Genomic DNA, 18,746 nt, shown 5'->3' with positions numbered 1-18,746 from the left:
GCTTATAAATTCCGACCGGTGCGAATGAAAGAAAATTCAATGTTTTTTTAATGTATTTGGATTGCGTCCTTATTTCCTTTAAAGCAAAAGATCAAAAGCTCGCAGCCTTGCGCAGCTCCTACAGAAATCAGTCCAGGAGCTGCCGAAGGTTGCGATCTTTTGATCCTCCATTCAGCAACTTGATGGAGCGTGGGCGCGCGCCGAACCTTCGCTACACTCCGCGCATCTTCCCCGGAACAACAAGGCTGTCTGCTATGCAAAATCGCATGATGATCACTGGCGCGGGCTCAGGTTTAGGTCGCGAAATCGCGCTGCGCTGGGCGCGTGAAGGCTGGCAACTGGCCTTGTCCGACGTCAGCGAGCCCGGCCTCCAAGAAACCCTGAAAATGGTGCGCGAGGCGGGCGGCGACGGGTTTATTCAGCGTTGCGATGTGCGTGATTACAGCCAGCTCACTGCGTTCGCCCAGGCCTGCGAAGAGAAACTCGGCGGCATCGACATCATCGTCAACAATGCTGGCGTGGCCTCTGGCGGGTTCTTCAGCGAACTGTCGCTGGAAGACTGGGACTGGCAGATCGCGATCAACCTGATGGGCGTGGTCAAGGGCTGCAAAGCGTTCCTGCCATTGCTTGAACAAAGCAAAGGCAAGATTATCAACATCGCCTCCATGGCCGCGTTGATGCAGGGCCCGGCGATGAGCAACTACAACGTGGCCAAGGCGGGCGTGGTGGCCTTGTCGGAGAGTCTGTTGATCGAACTCGCGCAGCAGGAAGTCGGCGTGCATGTGGTGTGCCCGTCATTCTTCCAGACCAATCTGCTTGATTCTTTCCGTGGCCCGACTCCGGCGATGAAAGCCCAGGTTGGCAAGTTGCTGGAGAGTTCACCGATCAGTGCAGCCGACATAGCCGACTACATCTATCAGCAAGTCGCTGCTGGCGAATTCATGATCCTGCCTCACGAACAGGGCCGTATGGCTTGGGCGATCAAGCAGAAGAACCCGCAACTGCTTTACAACGAAATGACGTCAATGGCCGAGAAAATGCGCGCCAAGGCCAAACAGAGCAACGGCTGAACTTGCCCCTGAAGTGCGGCGTGGTTAGGGTGGCCGCAATGGTCACCCTGTCGAGACGTGTCAATGCTCAATTATTTGTGGTTCTTCCTTGCGGCGCTGTTTGAAATCGCCGGTTGTTTTGCTTTCTTCATGTGGCTGCGTCAGGGCAAAAGTGCCCTGTGGGTGATCCCGGCGCTGCTCAGTCTGACCCTGTTCGCGCTGTTGTTGACGCGCGTCGAAGCGGCCTACGCCGGTCGCGCCTATGCCGCTTATGGCGGGATCTACATCGTGGCTTCGATTGGCTGGCTGGCCGTGGTCGAGCGAGTTCGTCCATTGGGTTCGGACTGGATCGGCGTGGCGTTGTGCGTGATCGGTGCCAGCGTGATTCTGTTCGGCCCACGCTTTTCCGCCGCTTGAGGGGAAGGCTGTTTAACGATTTGCGGGAAATGTCTGAAGGTCAGCGCGCCTGACGCTGTAGGGCATTACTGATTTGCCCGCAACGCATTGTAGAGCCGCCGCAAGCCGCGCATCTTCAGGGTTCGCTAACCCTGAAGGACGAATCTCATGCTTGTACTCAGCCGTGTCGTTGGTGAGTTGATTTCAATCGGTGATGACATCACCTTGCGCGTTCTGTCAGTGAACGGCTCCAGCGTGCGCTTCGGCGTCGAGGCGCCACAGAAAGTCAATGTGCATCGTGCGGAGGTCTACGAGCGGATCCAGCGCAAACAGGCTACGCAAAAGGTCCGCTGAGGTTTTCAGTCAAACAGATGCTTGGGCACGTCGTGCTTGAGCATCAACTGGCACTGTTCGCTTTCCGGGTCGAAGACAATCAGCGCCTGGCCCTTGGTCAGAGCCTGGCGTACGCGCAATACGCGGGTTTCCAGCGGCGTGTCGTCGCCGTTATCGGTGCCGTCGCGTGTGACGAAATCTTCGATGAGGCGGGTGAGGGTGTCGACTTCAAGAGCGTCGTAAGGGATGAGCATGGGCACCTCGGCTGAATCAATGGCGGGATGCTACGGCGATTGATGGTTGCCTGCCAGTTTTGTGTTGCCTGATCTGGCCCCTTCGCGAGCAGGCTCGCTCCCACATTTGGAATGCGTTTCCCTGTAGGAGCGAGCCTGCTCGCGAAGGCGATGGTTCTGCCAACAATGATTTAACTGTCGGAACGCTGCCCCACCAGACTGTCCACTGGCGGCACTCGCGTTTCGCTCTCCATCTGCGTGTCGTGCTCGATCTGATGGCTGAAGCGGTCCAGCGATGCATTGGCCGGCGCCGCGTCGCTGGCAAATACCGGCGGACTCAGGATGTAAGCCCCGAGCAAGCGACTGAGCGCCGCCAGACTGTCGATGTGCGTGCGCTCATAACCATGGGTCGCATCGCAGCCAAAGGCGAGCAGGGCAGTGCGGATGTCGTGGCCGGCAGTCACCGCCGAGTGCGCGTCGCTGAAGTAGTAGCGGAACAGGTCGCGGCGCACCGGCAGTTCGTTTTCACCGGCCAGACGCAGCAGGTGGCGCGACAGGTGATAGTCGTATGGGCCGCCGGAATCCTGCATCGCCACACTCACCGCGTGTTCACTGGAATGCTGCCCCGGCGCGACCGGCGCAATGTCGATGCCAACGAACTCGCTGACGTCCCACGGCAAAGCCGCCGCCGCACCGCTGCCGGTTTCCTCGGTGATGGTGAACAGCGGGTGGCAGTCGATCATCAGTTCCTGACCGCTATCGACGATGGCTTTGAGTGCCGCCAGCAACGCGGCGACGCCAGCCTTGTCATCGAGGTGACGGGCGCTGATATGGCCGCTTTCGGTGAATTCCGGCAGCGGATCAAACGCCACCACATCACCGACGCTGATACCCAGCGAGTCGCAATCGGCCTTGGTTGCGCAGTAGGCGTCCAGGCGCAGTTCGACGTGATCCCAACTGATCGGCATCTCGTCCACCGCGGTATTGAACGCATGCCCGGAAGCCATGAGGGGCAACACACTGCCGCGAATCACGCCGTTGTCGGTGAACAGGCTGACGCGACTGCCCTCGGCAAAACGGCTCGACCAGCAGCCGACCGGTGCAAGGGTCAGGCGACCGTTGTCTTTGACCGCCCGGACAGCAGCGCCAATGGTGTCCAGATGCGCGGAAACGGCGCGGTCGGGGCTGTTTTTTCGACCCTTGAGCGTCGCGCGAATGGTACCGCGCCGGGTCATTTCGAAAGGGATGCCGAGTTCTTCCAGACGCTCGGCGACGTAGCGCACGATGGTGTCGGTGAACCCGGTGGGGCTGGGAATGGCGAGCATTTCCAGCAGGACTTTTTGCAGGTAGTTGAGATCCGGTTCGGGGATTTGCGTGGTCATGGAAACTCCTGATGGGTTGAGCACATCGATGGTTTCGATGAGGAGAAAAATTTGTAGCGCCTGAGGCGGCCCCTTCGCGAGCAGGCTCGCTCCCACAGGGGACCGCATTTCAAATGTGGGAGCGAGCCTGCTCGCGAAGGCGTCAGTAGATGCACCACATGATCAAGAAACTGCCGGCTTGCTGTGCGGAAACAACAAATCGACAAACCGCTCGGCTGTCGGTTGCGGTTCATGGTTGGCCAGACCGGCCCGCTCGTTGGCTTCGATAAACACGTACTCCGGTTGATCTGCCGCCGGCACCATCAGGTCGAGGCCGACCATCGGAATATCCAGCGCCCGCGCCGCCCGCACGGCGGCATCGATCAGGGTCGGATGCAGAATCGCCGTGACATCCTCCAACGTGCCACCGGTGTGCAGATTCGCCGTGCGCCGCACGAACAAATGCTCGCCCGCCGGCAAAATGCTGCTGTAGTCGTAACCGGCCGCATGCAAGGTGCGCTGGGTTTCGTGATCCAGCGGGATTTTGCTCTCGCCGCCCGTGGCCGCTTGCCGGCGTCGGCTCTGGGCTTCGATCAGCGCACCAATCGAATGCTGACCATCACCGATCACTTCCGCCGGACGACGAATCGCCGCCGCCACCACTTCAAAACCGATCACCAGAATCCGCAGATCCAGACCTTCGTGGAAACTTTCCAACAGCACTCGGCTATCGAATTGCTTGGCCGCTTCGATGGCCTGCTGCACCTCCTCGATGCTCTGCAAATCCACTGCCACGCCTTGACCCTGTTCACCATCGAGCGGCTTGACCACCACCCGCTGATGCTCATCGAGAAACTCTAAATTGTCATCGGCGTTGCCCGCCAATTGCTGCGAGGGCAGCTTCAGTCCGGCAGCCTTCAACACTTTGTGGGTCAGGCTTTTGTCCTGACACAGACTCATGCTGATCGCGCTGGTCAGATCGCTCAACGATTCGCGGCAACGCACGCGGCGCCCGCCATGGCTGAGGGTGAACAGTCCGGCCTCGGCGTCATCCACTTGCACGTCGATACCACGGCGATGGGCTTCTTCGACGATGATTCGCGCATAGGGATTGAAATTGGCTTCCGGCCCGGGACCCAGGAACAGCGTCTGGTTGATGCCATTCTTGCGCTTGATCGCGAAGGTCGAGAGGTTGCGGAAACCGAGTTTGGCGTAGAGGTTTTTCGCCTGACGGTTGTCGTGCAACACCGACAGATCGAGATAGCTCAAGCCGCGACTCATGAAGTGCTCGATCAAGTGGCGCACCAGCACTTCGCCGACACCGGGGCGCGAGCACTGCGGGTCCACCGCAAGGCACCAGAGGCTGCTGCCGTTTTCCGGATCGTTGAAGGCCTTGTGGTGATTCAGGCCCATGACGCTGCCGATCACCGCGCCGCTGTCTTCATCCTCGGCCAGCCAGTAAACCGGGCCGCCCTGATGATGCGGGGTGAGCAGCGCCGGATCGATCGGCAGCATGCCGCGCGCCTGATACAGGTGATTGATTGCCTGCCAGTCTGCTTCGCTTTGTGCACGACGAATACGAAAGCCGCGAAACACGCGGGTGGCCTGGCGATAGTCGCTGAACCACAGGCGCAGGGTGTCGGACGGGTCGAGAAACAGTTGCGTCGGTTCGAGGCCGAGAATCTGCTGCGGTGCGGCGACGTACAGGGCAATGTCACGCTCGCCGGGCTGCTCGTTGAGCAGCTCTCGGGCCAGTGTTGCCGGGTCGGGAAAAGTGTGGCCGATCAGCAACCGGCCCCAGCCGCAATGCACTGCAATCGGCGCAGTTGCGAGTTCGCTGCCGTCTTCGGCCAGGCGCGCCTGCAAACGCTCATACGACGGCGTCTGGCCGCGTATCAGGCGTTGGTTAATGGCCGTGGCGTGGGGTTTCATCAATCAGATTCCTTGTTCACTGAGCCACAGGTTCAGGGCCGCGAGTTGCCACAGTTTCGAACCGCGCAACGGCGTCAGTTGGCCTTGCGGATCAGTCAGTAATTTGTCGAGCATGGCCGGGTTGAACAGGCCGCGATCCTGGCTTGGATCGAGCAGCAGTTCGCGCACCCAGTTCAAGGTGTCGCCTTGCAAATGTTTGAGGCCGGGCACCGGGAAGTAGCCTTTCTTGCGGTCGATCACTTCGCTTGGAATGACCCGTCGCGCCGCTTCTTTCAGCACTTGTTTGCCGCCATCGGGCAGCTTGAATTTGCCGGGAACCCGCGCCGACAGTTCGACCAGTCGATAGTCGAGAAACGGCGTGCGCGCCTCCAGGCCCCAGGCCATGGTCATGTTGTCGACGCGTTTGACCGGGTCGTCTACCAGCATCACGGTGCTGTCCAGACGCAGGGCCTTGTCCACCGCGGCATCGGCGCCGGGTTGGGCGAAATGCTCTTTCACGTAGTCACCGGCGGCGTCATTGGCGGTCAGCCATTTCGGTTGCACGGTGGCGGCGTAGTCGTCATAGCTGCGGTCGAAAAACGCTTCGCGGTAGGCCGCGTAAGGATTGGCCGCGCCGTCCACTTGCGGGTACCAGTGATAACCGGCGAACAGTTCATCTGCGCCTTGGCCGCTCTGCACCACTTTGCAATGCTTGGCCACTTCGCGAGACAAAAGATAGAAAGCGATGCAGTCGTGGCTGACCATCGGCTCGCTCATCGCGCGGAATGCGGCGGGCAGTTGTTCGATGATCTCTTTCTCGTCGATACGCAGTTGGTGATGCTGAGTGCCGTAGTGTTTGGCGATCAGGTCGGAATACTGAAATTCGTCGCCGCGCTCGCCACCGGCATCCTGGAAACCGATAGAGAAGGTCGACAGATTTTCTACACCGACTTCACGCAACAGACCGACGAGCATGCTCGAGTCGACACCGCCCGACAGCAGCACGCCAACATCCACTGCCGCACGTTGACGAATTGCCACGGCTTCGCGGGTGCTGTCGAGTACGCGGTCGACCCAGTCTTCGAGCTGCAGGTTTTTCTCGTCCTCGTGTGGGCCGTAGGGCAGGGTCCACCAGGTTTTCTGCTCGGTGGTGCCGTCCGCTTCAACGCGCATCCAGGTCGCTGGCGGCAGTTTCTCGATGCCAGCCAACAGCGTGCGTGGCGCAGGCACCACGGCGTGGAAGTTCAGGTAATGGTTGAGCGCGACGGGATCGAGGATCGGGTTGATGTCGCCACCCTTGAGCAGCGCCGGCAGGGCCGAGGCAAAACGCAAACGCTGGCCGGTACGTGACAGGTACAGCGGCTTCACGCCGAGACGGTCACGGGCGATGAACAGACGCTGCGCATCGCGCTCCCAGATGGCGAATGCAAACATGCCGTTGAGTTTTGGCAGCAGCGCTTCGCCCCAGGCGTGATAACCCTTGAGCAGCACTTCGGTGTCGCCACCGGAATAGAAGGCGTAGCCCAGCGCTTCAAGTTCGGCACGCAGCTCCGGGAAGTTGTAGATCGCGCCGTTGAAGGCCAGTGACAGGCCCAATTGACTGTCGATCATCGGCTGCGCCGAGCCGTCCGACAGGTCCATGATTTTCAGGCGACGATGGCCCAGGGCAATCGGCCCTTGGGCGTGGAAGCCCCACGCGTCAGGGCCGCGAGGGGCCAGGTGATGGGTGATTCGCTCAATGGCTGCAAGGTCTGCAGGTTGTTGATCAAAACGTAACTCGCCAGCTAATCCGCACATAAAATCCTTACCGGTTTTTCCGTTGGGGAGGGGGTCAAGCCATGCCTCGCCAAAAGGGCAGGCACTCAGAAACTGACCCGCCCCGGTAAGTGGAGTTTTAGAACGATAAGTTATAAGGCCAATGTTGTATCTATCCGCGCTTCGGAATAAGCGGGCGTTGACCCTTCGCTGTTTGCTGATAACTGAAGGGTTTGATCGACGATGGTTTTGTAGCGGGTTATCAGTCGGCGTCTACCTGCAAACCCTCGAGATCGGTATCAGACGAGGACAATCGTTTTTTCAGATCCAGCAGGCGTGACAGGGCATTGTACTTCTCGATGGCGGTCCAACTGCCCAGACCGGCGAACACGGAGCCCAGCAATTCATCTGTGGCGTAAGTGCGCAAGCGGCTGCTGAAATTATGGGTCGGGCTGGTGGAAAGTCGCTCGCTCTTACCCAAGGTATGAACGTCGCGCCTGTTGGCGTAGGCGGGCTCGTTGACATTGGCGAGTGGCACGGCAATGTCCCTGGCATCTGCGGACAACTTATCCAGATAGCGGTCGAAGAGATGTTTGCACAGCCCTTTCTTTAGCGGGATAAACGTTATGTCGTTGACAGCCGAAATGTTAGTCAGGTCCTTTGCCTTTATTTCATTTTGTTCGGTATTGGTAAGTTGGGAGAAGATGAGTGTTTGGAATTCGTTATTTGCAAGGAAGTTGATGGCGAATCGATATTTTGACTGGTCTTCGCTATCGTCTGTGTAGAAGCCGTCACCCGTGTCGTTGGGGATGTATACGATGTGATGGTCTTTTGGCGATTGGTCAGTCCGGCATGTGATCAGAATTGCATCGGTGGTGTACTTGCCAAATAACTGTATCGACTGCAGTTCTATTTTGCCGTTATTAAAATTGGCACCATAGAAAATATCTCCGTTTCCATTGGTCAGATCCAACAGGGTGAAAAGCCGGTGCAGAGGAAAATCGGGATTTTTGAAGTACTTTTCATAGCCGCTGAGTTTCATGTTGAATTTGTGCAGGCGCGTGCCGATCAATTCAATAGTTGAAACTTTAAACGTTCTGGCGATGTGTTTCTGGTATTGACCTCCCAGATCCAGTTTGCGACTCAGAGTAGCAAACTCTTGTGCGGATACCTTGATCGCGTCAGGGGCGTCGCCTGTTGCCTGGCCAAGAATGTCCAAAATCTCGCTGTCGTTCGAGAAATAACCGGGAGCCGCTTCTTCGTCGGTGAAATTCAACATCGCCGCCTGCAGCAGGGTGTAGGTATAGGACGCAACATCCGTAGTGTTTTCAGGCTTGAGCCTGATGCTGTCGTTGACGCTGAAGCGTGTCCCATAGGTTTGCTTGAGTTCATGGCGAAGTTCGCGTCTGCAGAAATTCTCCAGTGTTTCCAGTTTGCCTGCCAACTCATCAATATAATCCTGATAGGGCAGCGCTTCATCGAGCGTTGCGCGAAAACCGCCCAGCCTCGTGGGGTCGTCTTTTGCCATGCCGTGGGTGATGAATCGTTGCACGGCAGTTGCCTTGTCCTGATCTTTGACGACATCGAAGATGTTCCCGATGGCGTCAGCGTCCGATATCGTGGCGGGCGGGTTATTTGTAGGTGAAGTCATGATGGAAGTCTCTTTTTTATATGAGATGCCATGTTATGTTCGGCTGTCGTGATAAAAAAGTTCTTTTATTGAATGGTTTCTTGTGTGCTTTGCTTTAGTATTTGAATGTTTAATATAAATATATACCGCACGGTCTTTGGTGAGGTGTGTTTGCTGTAATGTAATTTAAATGAGTTAGGGTTATATGTTTTAATTTGTAGTGAGTGTGGATAAGGTTGAAGTTCAATCCTGCAATAAAGGACTATTGCCGATGAACACCACACAGGATAAATCCGCACCGCGCGCATTGACTCAAAATGAAGTACTCAGCGCCTTGTTCGAAGCCACAGGCGACCTGGACAGCGCCGAGGCGCTGCAAAAAAACCTGCCCGATATGCTGCTCAAGAGTTCGGTCGCCACTTTGGCCGCACTCGACCAGACCGCGCGCGACCTGCACGCCGCTCAGCTCAAGGTCGAGAAGGATCTACTGCTGCTCAAACCCCTGAAAAGCTTCTGCATTGCCGAATTGACCAAGGCGTTGAGTCGCAAGTGGTCGGCGAGCTTCAATGTCGAGAAGGATCTGTTGAGTCTGCCGGGGATCGATTGCGGTTGCCTGCCGACCTCAACCGACGCCCAAGGTATTGAAACCTTTGCGCACGCTTCACAAACATTGCTGCACGCGGCGATGCAGAACTTCAGCGAGGACGAAGAGGCCGACAATTATCCTGTCGGCAGTTTGATCCAGGTGCATGGCGCACCCTCAGGCGTGGCCGGGTTGACCCCTGCATCGTTCGCCAGATTCTGTCGCGAACTGGATCTGGGTAAACGCTACCAGGAACATTTCCAGCAGGTGTTCGGCCTGGCCGACAGCGACGGCAAAGTGGTTGCGACCAGCCCGATGACTCGCGATATCGCGACGCTGAAAAAGCACCTGCTGCAACTGGATATGCATTTGGCCGGGCTAAGGCAGCACATCACGCCGCAAGGCCTGCAAACGATCCAGAGGCTGATTGCCGCTGATGGCGAGGTCTCGTCGAAAACCCTGCATTACAAGAAGCGTGCATTGCTCATGCAGGGCATTGAGGTGCTCGACAGTTGCGTCTGGGGTGTTGTGGTGTTTTCCGTCCGGTCGTTCGAGTTGTACCCGGACGAATGGTGCCTGGTGTACATGGCCAACGAGCCGCAAAGGCCTTTGTACGAGTACGCCAGTTTCAACGCATTCAAGCAGTACCTCACGCAGAAATTGAATGTGAAAAGCTACAAGGACTATTTCGCCAACAGTCTTGACGAAGATGACAAGGCCGACTTCTTCAAAACCTTCGCCGATAAAGCTGATCTGGGCCACATCCGGCAGTTGCCGATCACCGTGCCACTGTTCGAGTTCATGGTGCAAAGTCACGTCGGCAAGATGCAGATCGACGCTCGCAAGCTCGCCGTGCCGACCGCCGATGTTGATGAAGAGGTGCGTCAGAAACGCTTTCTCGATTTTCTCGAACTGGGTGTGACGATTGCGACGGTGGCAGGTTTTTTCGTTCCGGTAGTCGGCCAATTGATGATGGGGGTCGCGCTCGGGCAACTGTTGGCGGAGGTGTACGAAGGGGTCGAAGACTGGCGTCGGGGCGATCAGCAGGAGGCTTTGTCACATGTGCTCAGCGTGGTCGAAAATATTCTGCTGATGGGCGTTTTCGCCGGTGCGCAGAAGGCGGTCGGTGCGTTGGGAAGCAAACTGGTTCGTGCCCATCCGGAGTTTTTCGACCAGTTCACCGCGATTCTCGACCCGACCGGCAAACCACGCCTGTGGAAGCCCGATCTGAGGACGTATGAGCATCAGCTTCCATCGGGATTTACGGTGGCGGATGGCTCTGAGGAGCTCTATCAGATCCGGGACAAAACCGTGGCTCGGGTTGACCATCGGATATTTTCCGGAAGCATCGATCCAGTCAGTCGGGTCTGGCGTCTTGACCATCCTGAGCGCCCTCAAGCCTATGCCGCCGAGCTTGAACGGCACATCGAGGGTGGCTGGCGCCTGGCGGCTGAAGATGTCGAAAAGTGGAAAAGCGCGCCCTATACCCTCAAACGCATTGATCCGCATCTGAGCGAGTTCGGGGATACGGATCTGGAGATGATTCGCCGAATCAGCAACATCCCGCACGATGAATTGCAGCGCGCCTTTACTGACAACCTGGTCTTGCCTGCCCGGTTACGCGACACCGTGGAGCGCTTGCGGATCGAGCGTCAGTTACGCCAATTCATCATCGAACTGCAAAGCGGCGAAACCCACGCTGGCCAGCCACTGCCGGAGCAGTTGCACGGCCTGCCGAAACTGCCGGGCTGGCCTACTGATCGCTACATCGCAGTCAGTGATCCCGAAGGCACAATCACTGCAACCTATCCTACGACCACCCTCCTCGATGAAGAACTCAGCGTGGCTGTCAGCCAGGATCAACTGGAGGAGGGGCAGTTGCTCCAGACGGTAATCGATGGCCTGTTTCAGCACGAGGTCGATACGTTGCTGGGAGCCAGGGTCAGCCCTGAGTCGCAAAGGCCAGCGTTGGCGAAAAAACTGGGGGCGGCGTTCAAGGCTGATCGTCGCGCGGTTTTTGAGCGAATGTACCAGCGACATGACCAGAGTGATGCGGACGAGGTGAAGAAGCTGCGTAGCGTGTTCGCCGATATCCCCGCGCGCTATGCGCAACGCCTGATTGATCAGGCGTCGAGTGTTGATCGTTTGCATTTGCGCTCCACCGGGCGGGTGCCCTTGCGGCTGGCGCAAAAAGCCCGCGAAGCTAGCGCCCAAGTGCGACTCGATCGCGCGCTAAGCGGGTTTCACGTACCGCAGATCGCCAATGCCGACTGTGAAAAACTGGCCATCCAGTTGCTGCCTCGTTTGAGTGGATGGGACGCTGAACTGCGCCTGTCGGTGCGTGACAAGACACTGACCGGGCCGATATTGGAAGCCATCGGTAATGAATCGGCGACACCCCTGAACACCTGCACGCTGGTCAAATCCAGCAACGGCTACGAAGCGTTTGGCGGGGACGGTAAATCCCTCGGGATTACCGCAGCAGGTCCCGACAGCCTTTATGCCGCGATCCTCAAGGCACTCCCTCCGCGCCAGCGCATCGCCGCCGGCTTCGCCGATCCTGTGGACGCCGACAGTGCGCGGCTGCGCAGCAAATTACTCAACGTTGCGCTGGATGAGCGTGAGACCAGTGCCCAGCTATTGGCCGGCGGCGAGTTTGCACCGCTGAGCGCTGAACTCGGCTGTTTTCAAGCTGACCATGACCATGCAGCGACGGCGACCACGCATCCGCGAGCACTGATCCGCAAGGTGAGAAAACTCTATCCACGTTTCTCCCAAGCGCAGGCCATCGAGCTTATCGATCAGTTGGGCGACGACCCGTTGACACGCGCGGCCCGGGTCAAAGGTCTGCGCCATGAACTGCTGCAATTGCGTGAGGTGCTGGACGTCTGGAGTGAGGACATAGCTGCGATGAGGGCGCTGGGCGGTGACTTGCGTGAAGAGTGGTACAGCCGCAAGTTGACGGCAGGGCTGATTGAAGACGGGTTTCGGCGGCTGTTTCTGGCGACCGATGAAAGTGGCCAATCGGTCTGTGTGCTGAATCTCGACGGAATGCGGGTGGGGGCATTGCCCACGTTACCGCCGGAGTTGAACTTCGATCATATTCAACAGTTGTCGATGAAAAACATGGCGCAGGGCGATGATCTCGTTTATTTCCTCAAGTCATTCAAAAAGGTCGAGTCCCTGCAACTCGACAACAATAAACTCACGCGGCTGCCCGAGATTCTGTCGCACATGCCCAATCTCGCCCGGTTGAGTCTGGCGGGTAACCAGATCAAGCTGACCGAACAGTCTCTGGTGAAGCTGAGCAACATACGCACAATGTGCAACTTGAACCTGAGCAGTAACCCGTTGGGCGCGACCCCGGACGTGAGCAAGATGTTTGACCTGCACTCCCTGTCCTTGCGTGAGACGGGTGCCACCGAATTACCCAAAGGCCTTGCACGCCTGCCTTATCTGGACTGGGTGGATCTGCGCAACAACGACATCAAGGAGCTGCCGAACTGGCTGTTCAAAACATCGAAACGTTTCAGTCAGGCCGTCAACCTGCGCGGTAATCCCTTGTCGAGCACCAGCGCCACTCATCTGGCCGATTATCGAAACAACGTCGGTATCGGCATGGGCTATCTGGAAGACGATATCGCTCGACTCGATGAACAGCAGGCGCGCTCACTGTGGTTTAAGGACGGAGCCGGAGAGGACTGGGGCCGGCGTAACCGGATCTGGACAGCCTTCAAGGACGATCCACGGGCCGAGGGCCTGTTTCATTTGCTGGCGGAGGTCGGCAATACGGCCGACTCTGAAAAGGTCAGCGATGACATGCATCGCCGGGTTTGGGCGATCCTTGAAGCCGCGGAATCCGACGCAGAGTTATGCGAGCAAGTGCTCAATCTGGCCGCCAACCCGATCAACTGTACGGATACGGCGGCGATGAATTTCAGCCATATTGAAGTCGCCGTGGAAGTCGACAGGGTGACCAGCCTCGCCGGCGGCCGAACCACCAGTGCGAAGCCTTTGCTCCAACTGGGCAGGGGCCTGTTCCGGCTGGACAAACTGGACCACATCGCCCAAGAGCATGTGCGCAAGAACCCGACTGCCGATCCGCTTGAGGTGAGCCTTGCGTATCGTACGGGCCTTGCCGATGACCTTGATCTGCCGGGGCAGCCTCGGCATATGCGGTTTGCCGTGTTGGGCGGGGTGACCGAAGCGGATCTGGCTACGGCAAAAAATGCGGTCAATACCGCTGAACTGTCCTCCGAATGGCTGACATTCATGCTGCGTCAGCCATTCTGGTGCGAGTACCTCAAGCGCACGTTTCCGCGATCGTTCAACAGCATTGAGCAAACGTTCGCATCGCAAATCGATGCCGTTTTTGATCAGGCAACCAAGCTGACCACCGGGGATTACCTGAACCAGATGGATGCGATCAAACTCAAACGCGAGGAGGCCGAAGGAACAGTGGTCACCCGCCTGACCAACGATGCGATACGGCTGATGGACCTGGGCATCTGTGCGATGCCCGGTGATTGAAGCTTTACTTGCCGCGTATCAGCTGACGTAAGGCGAAACGATTGGGGTGACAGGCCTCGGCAACGCTTCTTGGTAGTGGCAACGGCTCATCGTTCAACCAGGCCGCGAGCAGTTCGCCGGACAGTGGCGCGGTGATCAGCCCGCGCGAGCCATGGCCGCTGTTGACGTATAGACCGTCGAGCCAAGGGCAGGCGATGTCCGGCACTTGTCGGGCATCCTTGCTCAGCGCCGCGTACGCGTGAGTGAACGCAGCACGGTCGGCGAGGGGGCCGACGATCGGCAGGTAGTCCGGGCTTGTGCAGCGGAAAGCCGCGCGGCCCAGCAGGCTCTCAACATCCTGTTCACTAATGATCAGGCGTGAGACGAGGTCGCTGGAAATCTCTTCGAGCATCGCCAGATTACCCAGGTGTTCGGCGGTGGTCGGGGTCAGGTCGTCGCTGTTGAAATCGAAACTGGCGCCGAGGGTGTGTTCACCCAGTCGTGCGGGTGCGACGTAGCCTTCAGCGCACACCACTGTGGCCAGTGCCTGGCTTTGTTCCGTCTGCGCCAGGCGTGTGATTTGTCCGCGAATACGCTTGAGCGGTAACTCGGCGCTTTGCGCGAAACGTTTGATCTCGGCAGCACCGGCCAGCACCACGACGGGAGCGCTGGCGAGCAAACGGTCACCGTCGAAGGCTTGCCATTGATCATCCACCTTGCGCAGTTCCAGCACTTCGCGATGGCTGAGCAATTCGATGTTCGGTTGCATGGCCTGTGCCTGACACAGCGCGGGTGGATGCACCCAACCCCCTTCGGGATAGTACAAACCACCATGCTCCAGACCCACGCCGGCGCGGGCCTGCGCTTGAGGCTGGTCGAGCCACTGCAACAGGTCTGTCGGGAAGGCTTCTGCCAGTTGAGCGTGGCGTTCGGCTTCCTTGGCATTGAACGCCAGTTGCAGCACGCCGCAATCGTCCCAGTCGGTACCGCGTTGCAGACTTTCGAGCAGGCGGCGGGTGTAACCGAAGCCGCTGACGATCAGTTGCGATAGTGCGGTGCCATGGGCCGACAGTTTCAGATACAGCACACCTTGCGGGTTGCCCGAGGCTTCTTGCGCCACGGCGTCGTGGCGTTCGAGCAAACTCACCTGCCAGCCGCGGGCTGCAAGGCTGGCCGCCGTGGCGCAGCCCGCCAGACCTGCGCCAATCACCAGCGCCCGGCGCTCACCGGTCAGAGGGGCAGGGCGCGCGAACCAGGGTTTCTCGGGGGCTGGTGGTGGCACTTCCGGTGGCCAGCCGAGGAACTCGCCACGCAGGATTTCCCACTTGTGGCCGATGCCCGGCGTGCGTTTCATCTTGAACCCGGCAGCGTTAAGCAAGCGCCGCACCCAACCGGTGCTGGTGAAGGTACTGATGGTCGAGCCGGGGGCCGCCAGTCGGGCCAGTTCGACGAACAGCTCGGCGGTCCACATGTCCGGGTTTTTTGCCGGGGCAAAACCGTCGAGGAACCACGCATCGATCTGTGCATCCAGCTGTGGCAATTGTTCCAGGGCATCGCCGATCAGCAGCGTCAACGTCACCCGACCGTCGGCCAGCGTGACGCGTTGGAAGCCTTGATGAATGGCCACGTAATGATTGAGCAACTGATCGGCCAGCGGTTTGAGTTCTGGCCACAAGGCCAACGCGCGTTGCAGGTCGGCCGGGCTCAATGGGTACTTTTCGACACTGACAAAATGCAGCCTGGAACCCGCCACCGCGTGTTGCTCGAACAGTTGCCAGGCGCAGAGAAAATTCAGCCCGGTGCCGAACCCGGTTTCACCGATGACCAGGCGCCCATTCTCCGGCAACGCGGCAAAACGCTCGGCCAAACGGTTCTGTTCAAGGAACACATAACGGGTTTCATCCAGCCCCGACTTGTCGGAAAAATACACGTCATCGAACACTCGCGAACGCGGGCGTCCCTGATCATCCCAGTCGAGTTGGGCGTGGGGCATTACAGGTTTCATGGCAGGCTCGGCAACGACAAGGCGGCCATTCTAGCCGATCGCGCAGGCGCTGCTTGATCCATGGCAAGGCTTGCTCGCGATGACCCGAGGACAATCCGCCACCCGCGGGAATTTCTGTGCCTCGTCCGTGCCCAATCCGCTAGTCTTGCTGAACCCTGGAAGGAGCCGTCCAATGTTTGAATCCGCTGAAATCGGTCACGCCATCGACAAAGACACTTACGAGGCCGCTGTCCCGGCGCTGCGTGAGGCGTTGCTGGAAGCCCAGTTCGAATTGCAGCAGCAAAAGCGTTTCCCGGTGATCATTTTGATCAACGGCATCGAAGGTGCGGGCAAGGGCGAGACGGTCAAGCTGCTCAACGAGTGGATGGACCCGCGCCTGATTGAGGTGCGCACCTTCGACCAGCAGACTGATGAAGAGCTGGCGCACCCACCGGCGTGGCGCTATTGGCGGATGCTGCCGGCCAAGGGGCGTATGGGGGTTTTCTTCGGTAACTGGTACAGCCAGATGCTGCAGGGGCGGGTGCACGGTTTATTCAAGGATCCGCGCCTGGATCAGGCGATCAACGCCGCCGAACGCCTGGAAAAAATGCTCTGCGATGAAGGCGCGCTGATCTTCAAGTTCTGGTTTCACCTGTCCAAGAAGCAGATGAAAGCGCGGCTCAAGTCTCTCGCCGATGACCCGCTGCACAGCTGGCGCATCAGCCCGCTGGACTGGCAGCAATCGCAAACCTACGACAAGTTCGTCAAATACGGCGAGCGCGTGCTGCGCCGCACCAGTCGCGACTACGCACCGTGGCATGTCATTGAAGGCATGGACGCCAACTACCGCAGTCTGGCGGTCGGCAAGATTCTCCTTGAGGGCCTGCAAAACGCCCTGAAGCGCCCGGATGTGCACGCCGAGGAAGTCAACGCCGCACCGTTGGGCACGGCGGTCGATCAGTTGAACCTGCTTGACAGCCTCGACCTGACTCAGCGCCTGGAGAAGAAAGACTACGAAGAGCAACTGATCACCGAGCAGGCGCGACTGTCGGGGTTGATGCGCGATAAACGCATGCGCCGCCACGCCTTGGTTGCCGTGTTTGAGGGCAATGATGCGGCGGGCAAGGGCGGGGCGATTCGCCGGGTGGCGGCGGCGCTTGATCCACGCCAGTACAGCATCGTGCCGATTGCCGCGCCGACCGAAGAGGAGCGGGCGCAGCCGTATTTGTGGCGCTTCTGGCGGCATCTGCCGGCGCGGGGCAAGTTCACCGTGTTCGACCGCTCGTGGTATGGCCGGGTGCTGGTGGAGCGCATCGAAGGCTTTTGCAGCCCGGCCGACTGGCTGCGCGCCTACAGTGAAATCAATGATTATGAAGAGCAGATCGCTGACGCCGGGGTGATCGTGGTCAAGTTCTGGCTGGCCATCGACAAGGACACGCAGATGGAGCGCTTTCAGGCGCGCGAAGAAATTCCGTTCAAACGCTTCAAAATCACCGAAGACGACTGGCGCAACCGCGACAAGTGGGACGCCTACCGTGCTGCCGTGGGCGACATGGTCGACCGCACGAGCACCGAGATTTCTCCGTGGACATTGGTCGAGGCCAACGACAAACGCTGGGCGCGGGTCAAGGTGTTGCGCACGATCAACCTCGCGCTGGAAGAGGCTTTCGAGAAGTCCGACAAGAAGGCCAAAAAGCACAAGGACTGAAGCGATGGGCACGCATACGCGGGGTGAATGATTGTCGCGGTCGGTCATTTGGTGGGCTTATGCTCGAGCCACTCTCAACCGACAACAACAATGAGGTATGCCATGCGTGAAGTGGTGATCGTCGACAGCGTACGAACCGGGCTGGCCAAGTCCTTTCGCGGCAAGTTCAACCAGACCCGTCCCGATGACATGGCAGCGCATTGCGTCAATGCGCTGCTTGAGCGCAACGACATCGACCCGGCCAGCGTCGAGGACTGCATCGTCGGTGCCGGTTCCAACGAGGGCGCGCAGGGCTACAACATCGGCCGCAACGTCGCGGTGCTCTCGCAATTGGGCACCGGCGTCGCCGGGATGACCCTCAACCGTTTCTGTTCTTCCGGTTTGCAGGCGATTGCGATCGCCGCCAACCAGATCGCTTCGGGTTGCAGCGACATCATCGTCGCCGGCGGCGTCGAGTCGATCAGCCTGACCCTGAAAAGCGTCAACACCGATCACTTGATCAACCCGTTGCTCAAGCAGCAGACACCGGGCATCTACTACACGATGGGCCAGACCGCTGAAGTGGTGGCACGGCGTTATGGCGTCAGCCGCGAAGCCCAGGATCGCTATTCGCTGCAAAGTCAGCTGCGCACCGCGCAGGCGCAGGCGGCTGGGTTGTTTGATGATGAAATCGTGCCGATGGCGGTGAAGTACCGGGTCGAGGACAAGAACAGCGGCGAAGTGCAGATCCTCGATGGCATCGTCGAGCGCGACGACTGCAACCGTCCGGACACCACTTACGAAAGCCTCGCCGGATTGAAGCCGGTGTTTGCTGACGACGGTTCGGTAACGGCGGGCAACTCGTCGCAACTGTCCGACGGTGCATCGATGACCTTGGTCATGAGCCTGGAAAAGGCCCTGCAACTGGGGCTCAAGCCGAAAGCGTTTTTCCGTGGTTTCACCGTCGCCGGTTGCGAGCCGGACGAAATGGGCATCGGTCCGGTGTTCTCGGTGCCGAAACTGCTCAAGGTCAAGGGTTTGCAAGTGGCGGACATCGATTTGTGGGAACTGAACGAGGCCTTTGCTTCGCAGTGCCTGTACGCCCGGGATCGGCTGGAGATCGAAAATGACAAATACAACGTCAATGGCGGGTCGATTTCCATTGGCCACCCGTTCGGCATGACCGGGTCGCGGCAGGTCGGGCATCTGGTGAGGGAGTTGCAGCGGCGCAATCTGCGTTACGGCGTCGTCACCATGTGTGTTGGCGGCGGGATGGGTGCTACGGGGTTGTTTGAGGCTGTGCGCTAGGCTCCAA

The 18,746-nt window shown here is 58.7% G+C and carries 12 protein-coding genes; 6 read left to right on the top strand and 6 right to left on the bottom strand.

The annotated features are described in order from the left end of the window. Positions 1-254: 254 nt before the first annotated feature. From ACA074_RS19720 to csrA, 3 genes are all read left to right on the top strand, one after another. A complete protein-coding gene (locus tag ACA074_RS19720) occupies positions 255-1,070 on the top strand; it encodes an SDR family oxidoreductase (RefSeq protein ID WP_489879027.1) in 816 nt (271 codons plus the stop codon). A gap of 63 nt (positions 1,071-1,133) precedes the next feature. After that, positions 1,134-1,466, top strand: coding sequence for a YnfA family protein (locus ACA074_RS19715; RefSeq protein WP_003226957.1), 333 nt, complete (start codon positions 1,134-1,136; stop codon positions 1,464-1,466). A 147-nt stretch (positions 1,467-1,613) separates the two neighbouring features. Beyond that, positions 1,614-1,799 carry a carbon storage regulator CsrA gene (gene csrA, locus ACA074_RS19710; RefSeq protein ID WP_077574041.1) on the top strand — a complete coding sequence of 62 codons (186 nt, stop codon included), beginning with the start codon at positions 1,614-1,616 and terminating at the stop codon, positions 1,797-1,799. A 5-nt stretch (positions 1,800-1,804) separates the two neighbouring features. Here csrA and ACA074_RS19705 read toward each other — a convergent pair whose 3' ends face one another. From ACA074_RS19705 to ACA074_RS19685, 5 genes are all read right to left on the bottom strand, one after another. Next, the gene (locus tag ACA074_RS19705; protein ID WP_003192759.1) at positions 1,805-2,032 is read right to left on the bottom strand and encodes a YheU family protein; all 228 of its coding nucleotides are present in this window, start codon (positions 2,030-2,032) and stop codon (positions 1,805-1,807) included. A gap of 170 nt (positions 2,033-2,202) precedes the next feature. After that, complete coding sequence (locus ACA074_RS19700; RefSeq protein ID WP_187677750.1) at positions 2,203-3,393, bottom strand: osmoprotectant NAGGN system M42 family peptidase; 1,191 nt, start codon at positions 3,391-3,393, stop codon at positions 2,203-2,205. Between the two features lie 162 nt (positions 3,394-3,555). Beyond that, on the bottom strand, positions 3,556-5,304 hold the full coding sequence (ngg, locus tag ACA074_RS19695) for an N-acetylglutaminylglutamine synthetase (protein ID WP_489879028.1): 1,749 nt from the start codon (positions 5,302-5,304) through the stop codon (positions 3,556-3,558). A gap of 3 nt (positions 5,305-5,307) precedes the next feature. Continuing rightward, positions 5,308-7,080 (bottom strand): N-acetylglutaminylglutamine amidotransferase, encoded by a 1,773-nt coding sequence (locus tag ACA074_RS19690; protein ID WP_497677638.1) that lies wholly within the window; start codon positions 7,078-7,080, stop codon positions 5,308-5,310. Positions 7,081-7,300: 220 nt separating this feature from the next. After that, positions 7,301-8,689, bottom strand: coding sequence for a dermonecrotic toxin domain-containing protein (locus ACA074_RS19685; RefSeq protein WP_497677637.1), 1,389 nt, complete (start codon positions 8,687-8,689; stop codon positions 7,301-7,303). A 250-nt stretch (positions 8,690-8,939) separates the two neighbouring features. On the opposite strand from ACA074_RS19685, the gene ACA074_RS19680 reads away from it, so the two are divergent. Then, positions 8,940-13,781 carry an NEL-type E3 ubiquitin ligase domain-containing protein gene (locus ACA074_RS19680; protein ID WP_497677636.1) on the top strand — a complete coding sequence of 1,614 codons (4,842 nt, stop codon included), beginning with the start codon at positions 8,940-8,942 and terminating at the stop codon, positions 13,779-13,781. A gap of 4 nt (positions 13,782-13,785) precedes the next feature. On the opposite strand, the gene mnmC is transcribed toward ACA074_RS19680, so the two are convergent. Then, entirely contained in the window at positions 13,786-15,765 is a 1,980-nt protein-coding gene (gene mnmC / locus ACA074_RS19675) for a bifunctional tRNA (5-methylaminomethyl-2-thiouridine)(34)-methyltransferase MnmC2/FAD-dependent 5-carboxymethylaminomethyl-2-thiouridine(34) oxidoreductase MnmC1 (protein ID WP_497677635.1), read from the bottom strand. A 172-nt stretch (positions 15,766-15,937) separates the two neighbouring features. Here mnmC and pap point away from each other — a divergent pair, with 172 nt between their 5' ends. Together pap and ACA074_RS19665 are read left to right on the top strand one after the other, a co-directional pair. After that, positions 15,938-17,452, top strand: coding sequence for a polyphosphate:AMP phosphotransferase (gene pap, locus ACA074_RS19670; RefSeq protein ID WP_187677744.1), 1,515 nt, complete (start codon positions 15,938-15,940; stop codon positions 17,450-17,452). 102 nt (positions 17,453-17,554) lie between these two features. Continuing rightward, positions 17,555-18,739, top strand: a complete 1,185-nt coding sequence (locus tag ACA074_RS19665; RefSeq protein WP_497677634.1) for a thiolase family protein — start codon at positions 17,555-17,557, stop codon at positions 18,737-18,739. The last annotated feature ends 7 nt before the right edge of the window (positions 18,740-18,746 follow it).

The sequence above is a fragment of the Pseudomonas sp. LBUM1655 genome, from assembly GCF_059716085.1.
This window is presented reverse-complemented; position numbering and strand designations above follow the sequence as displayed.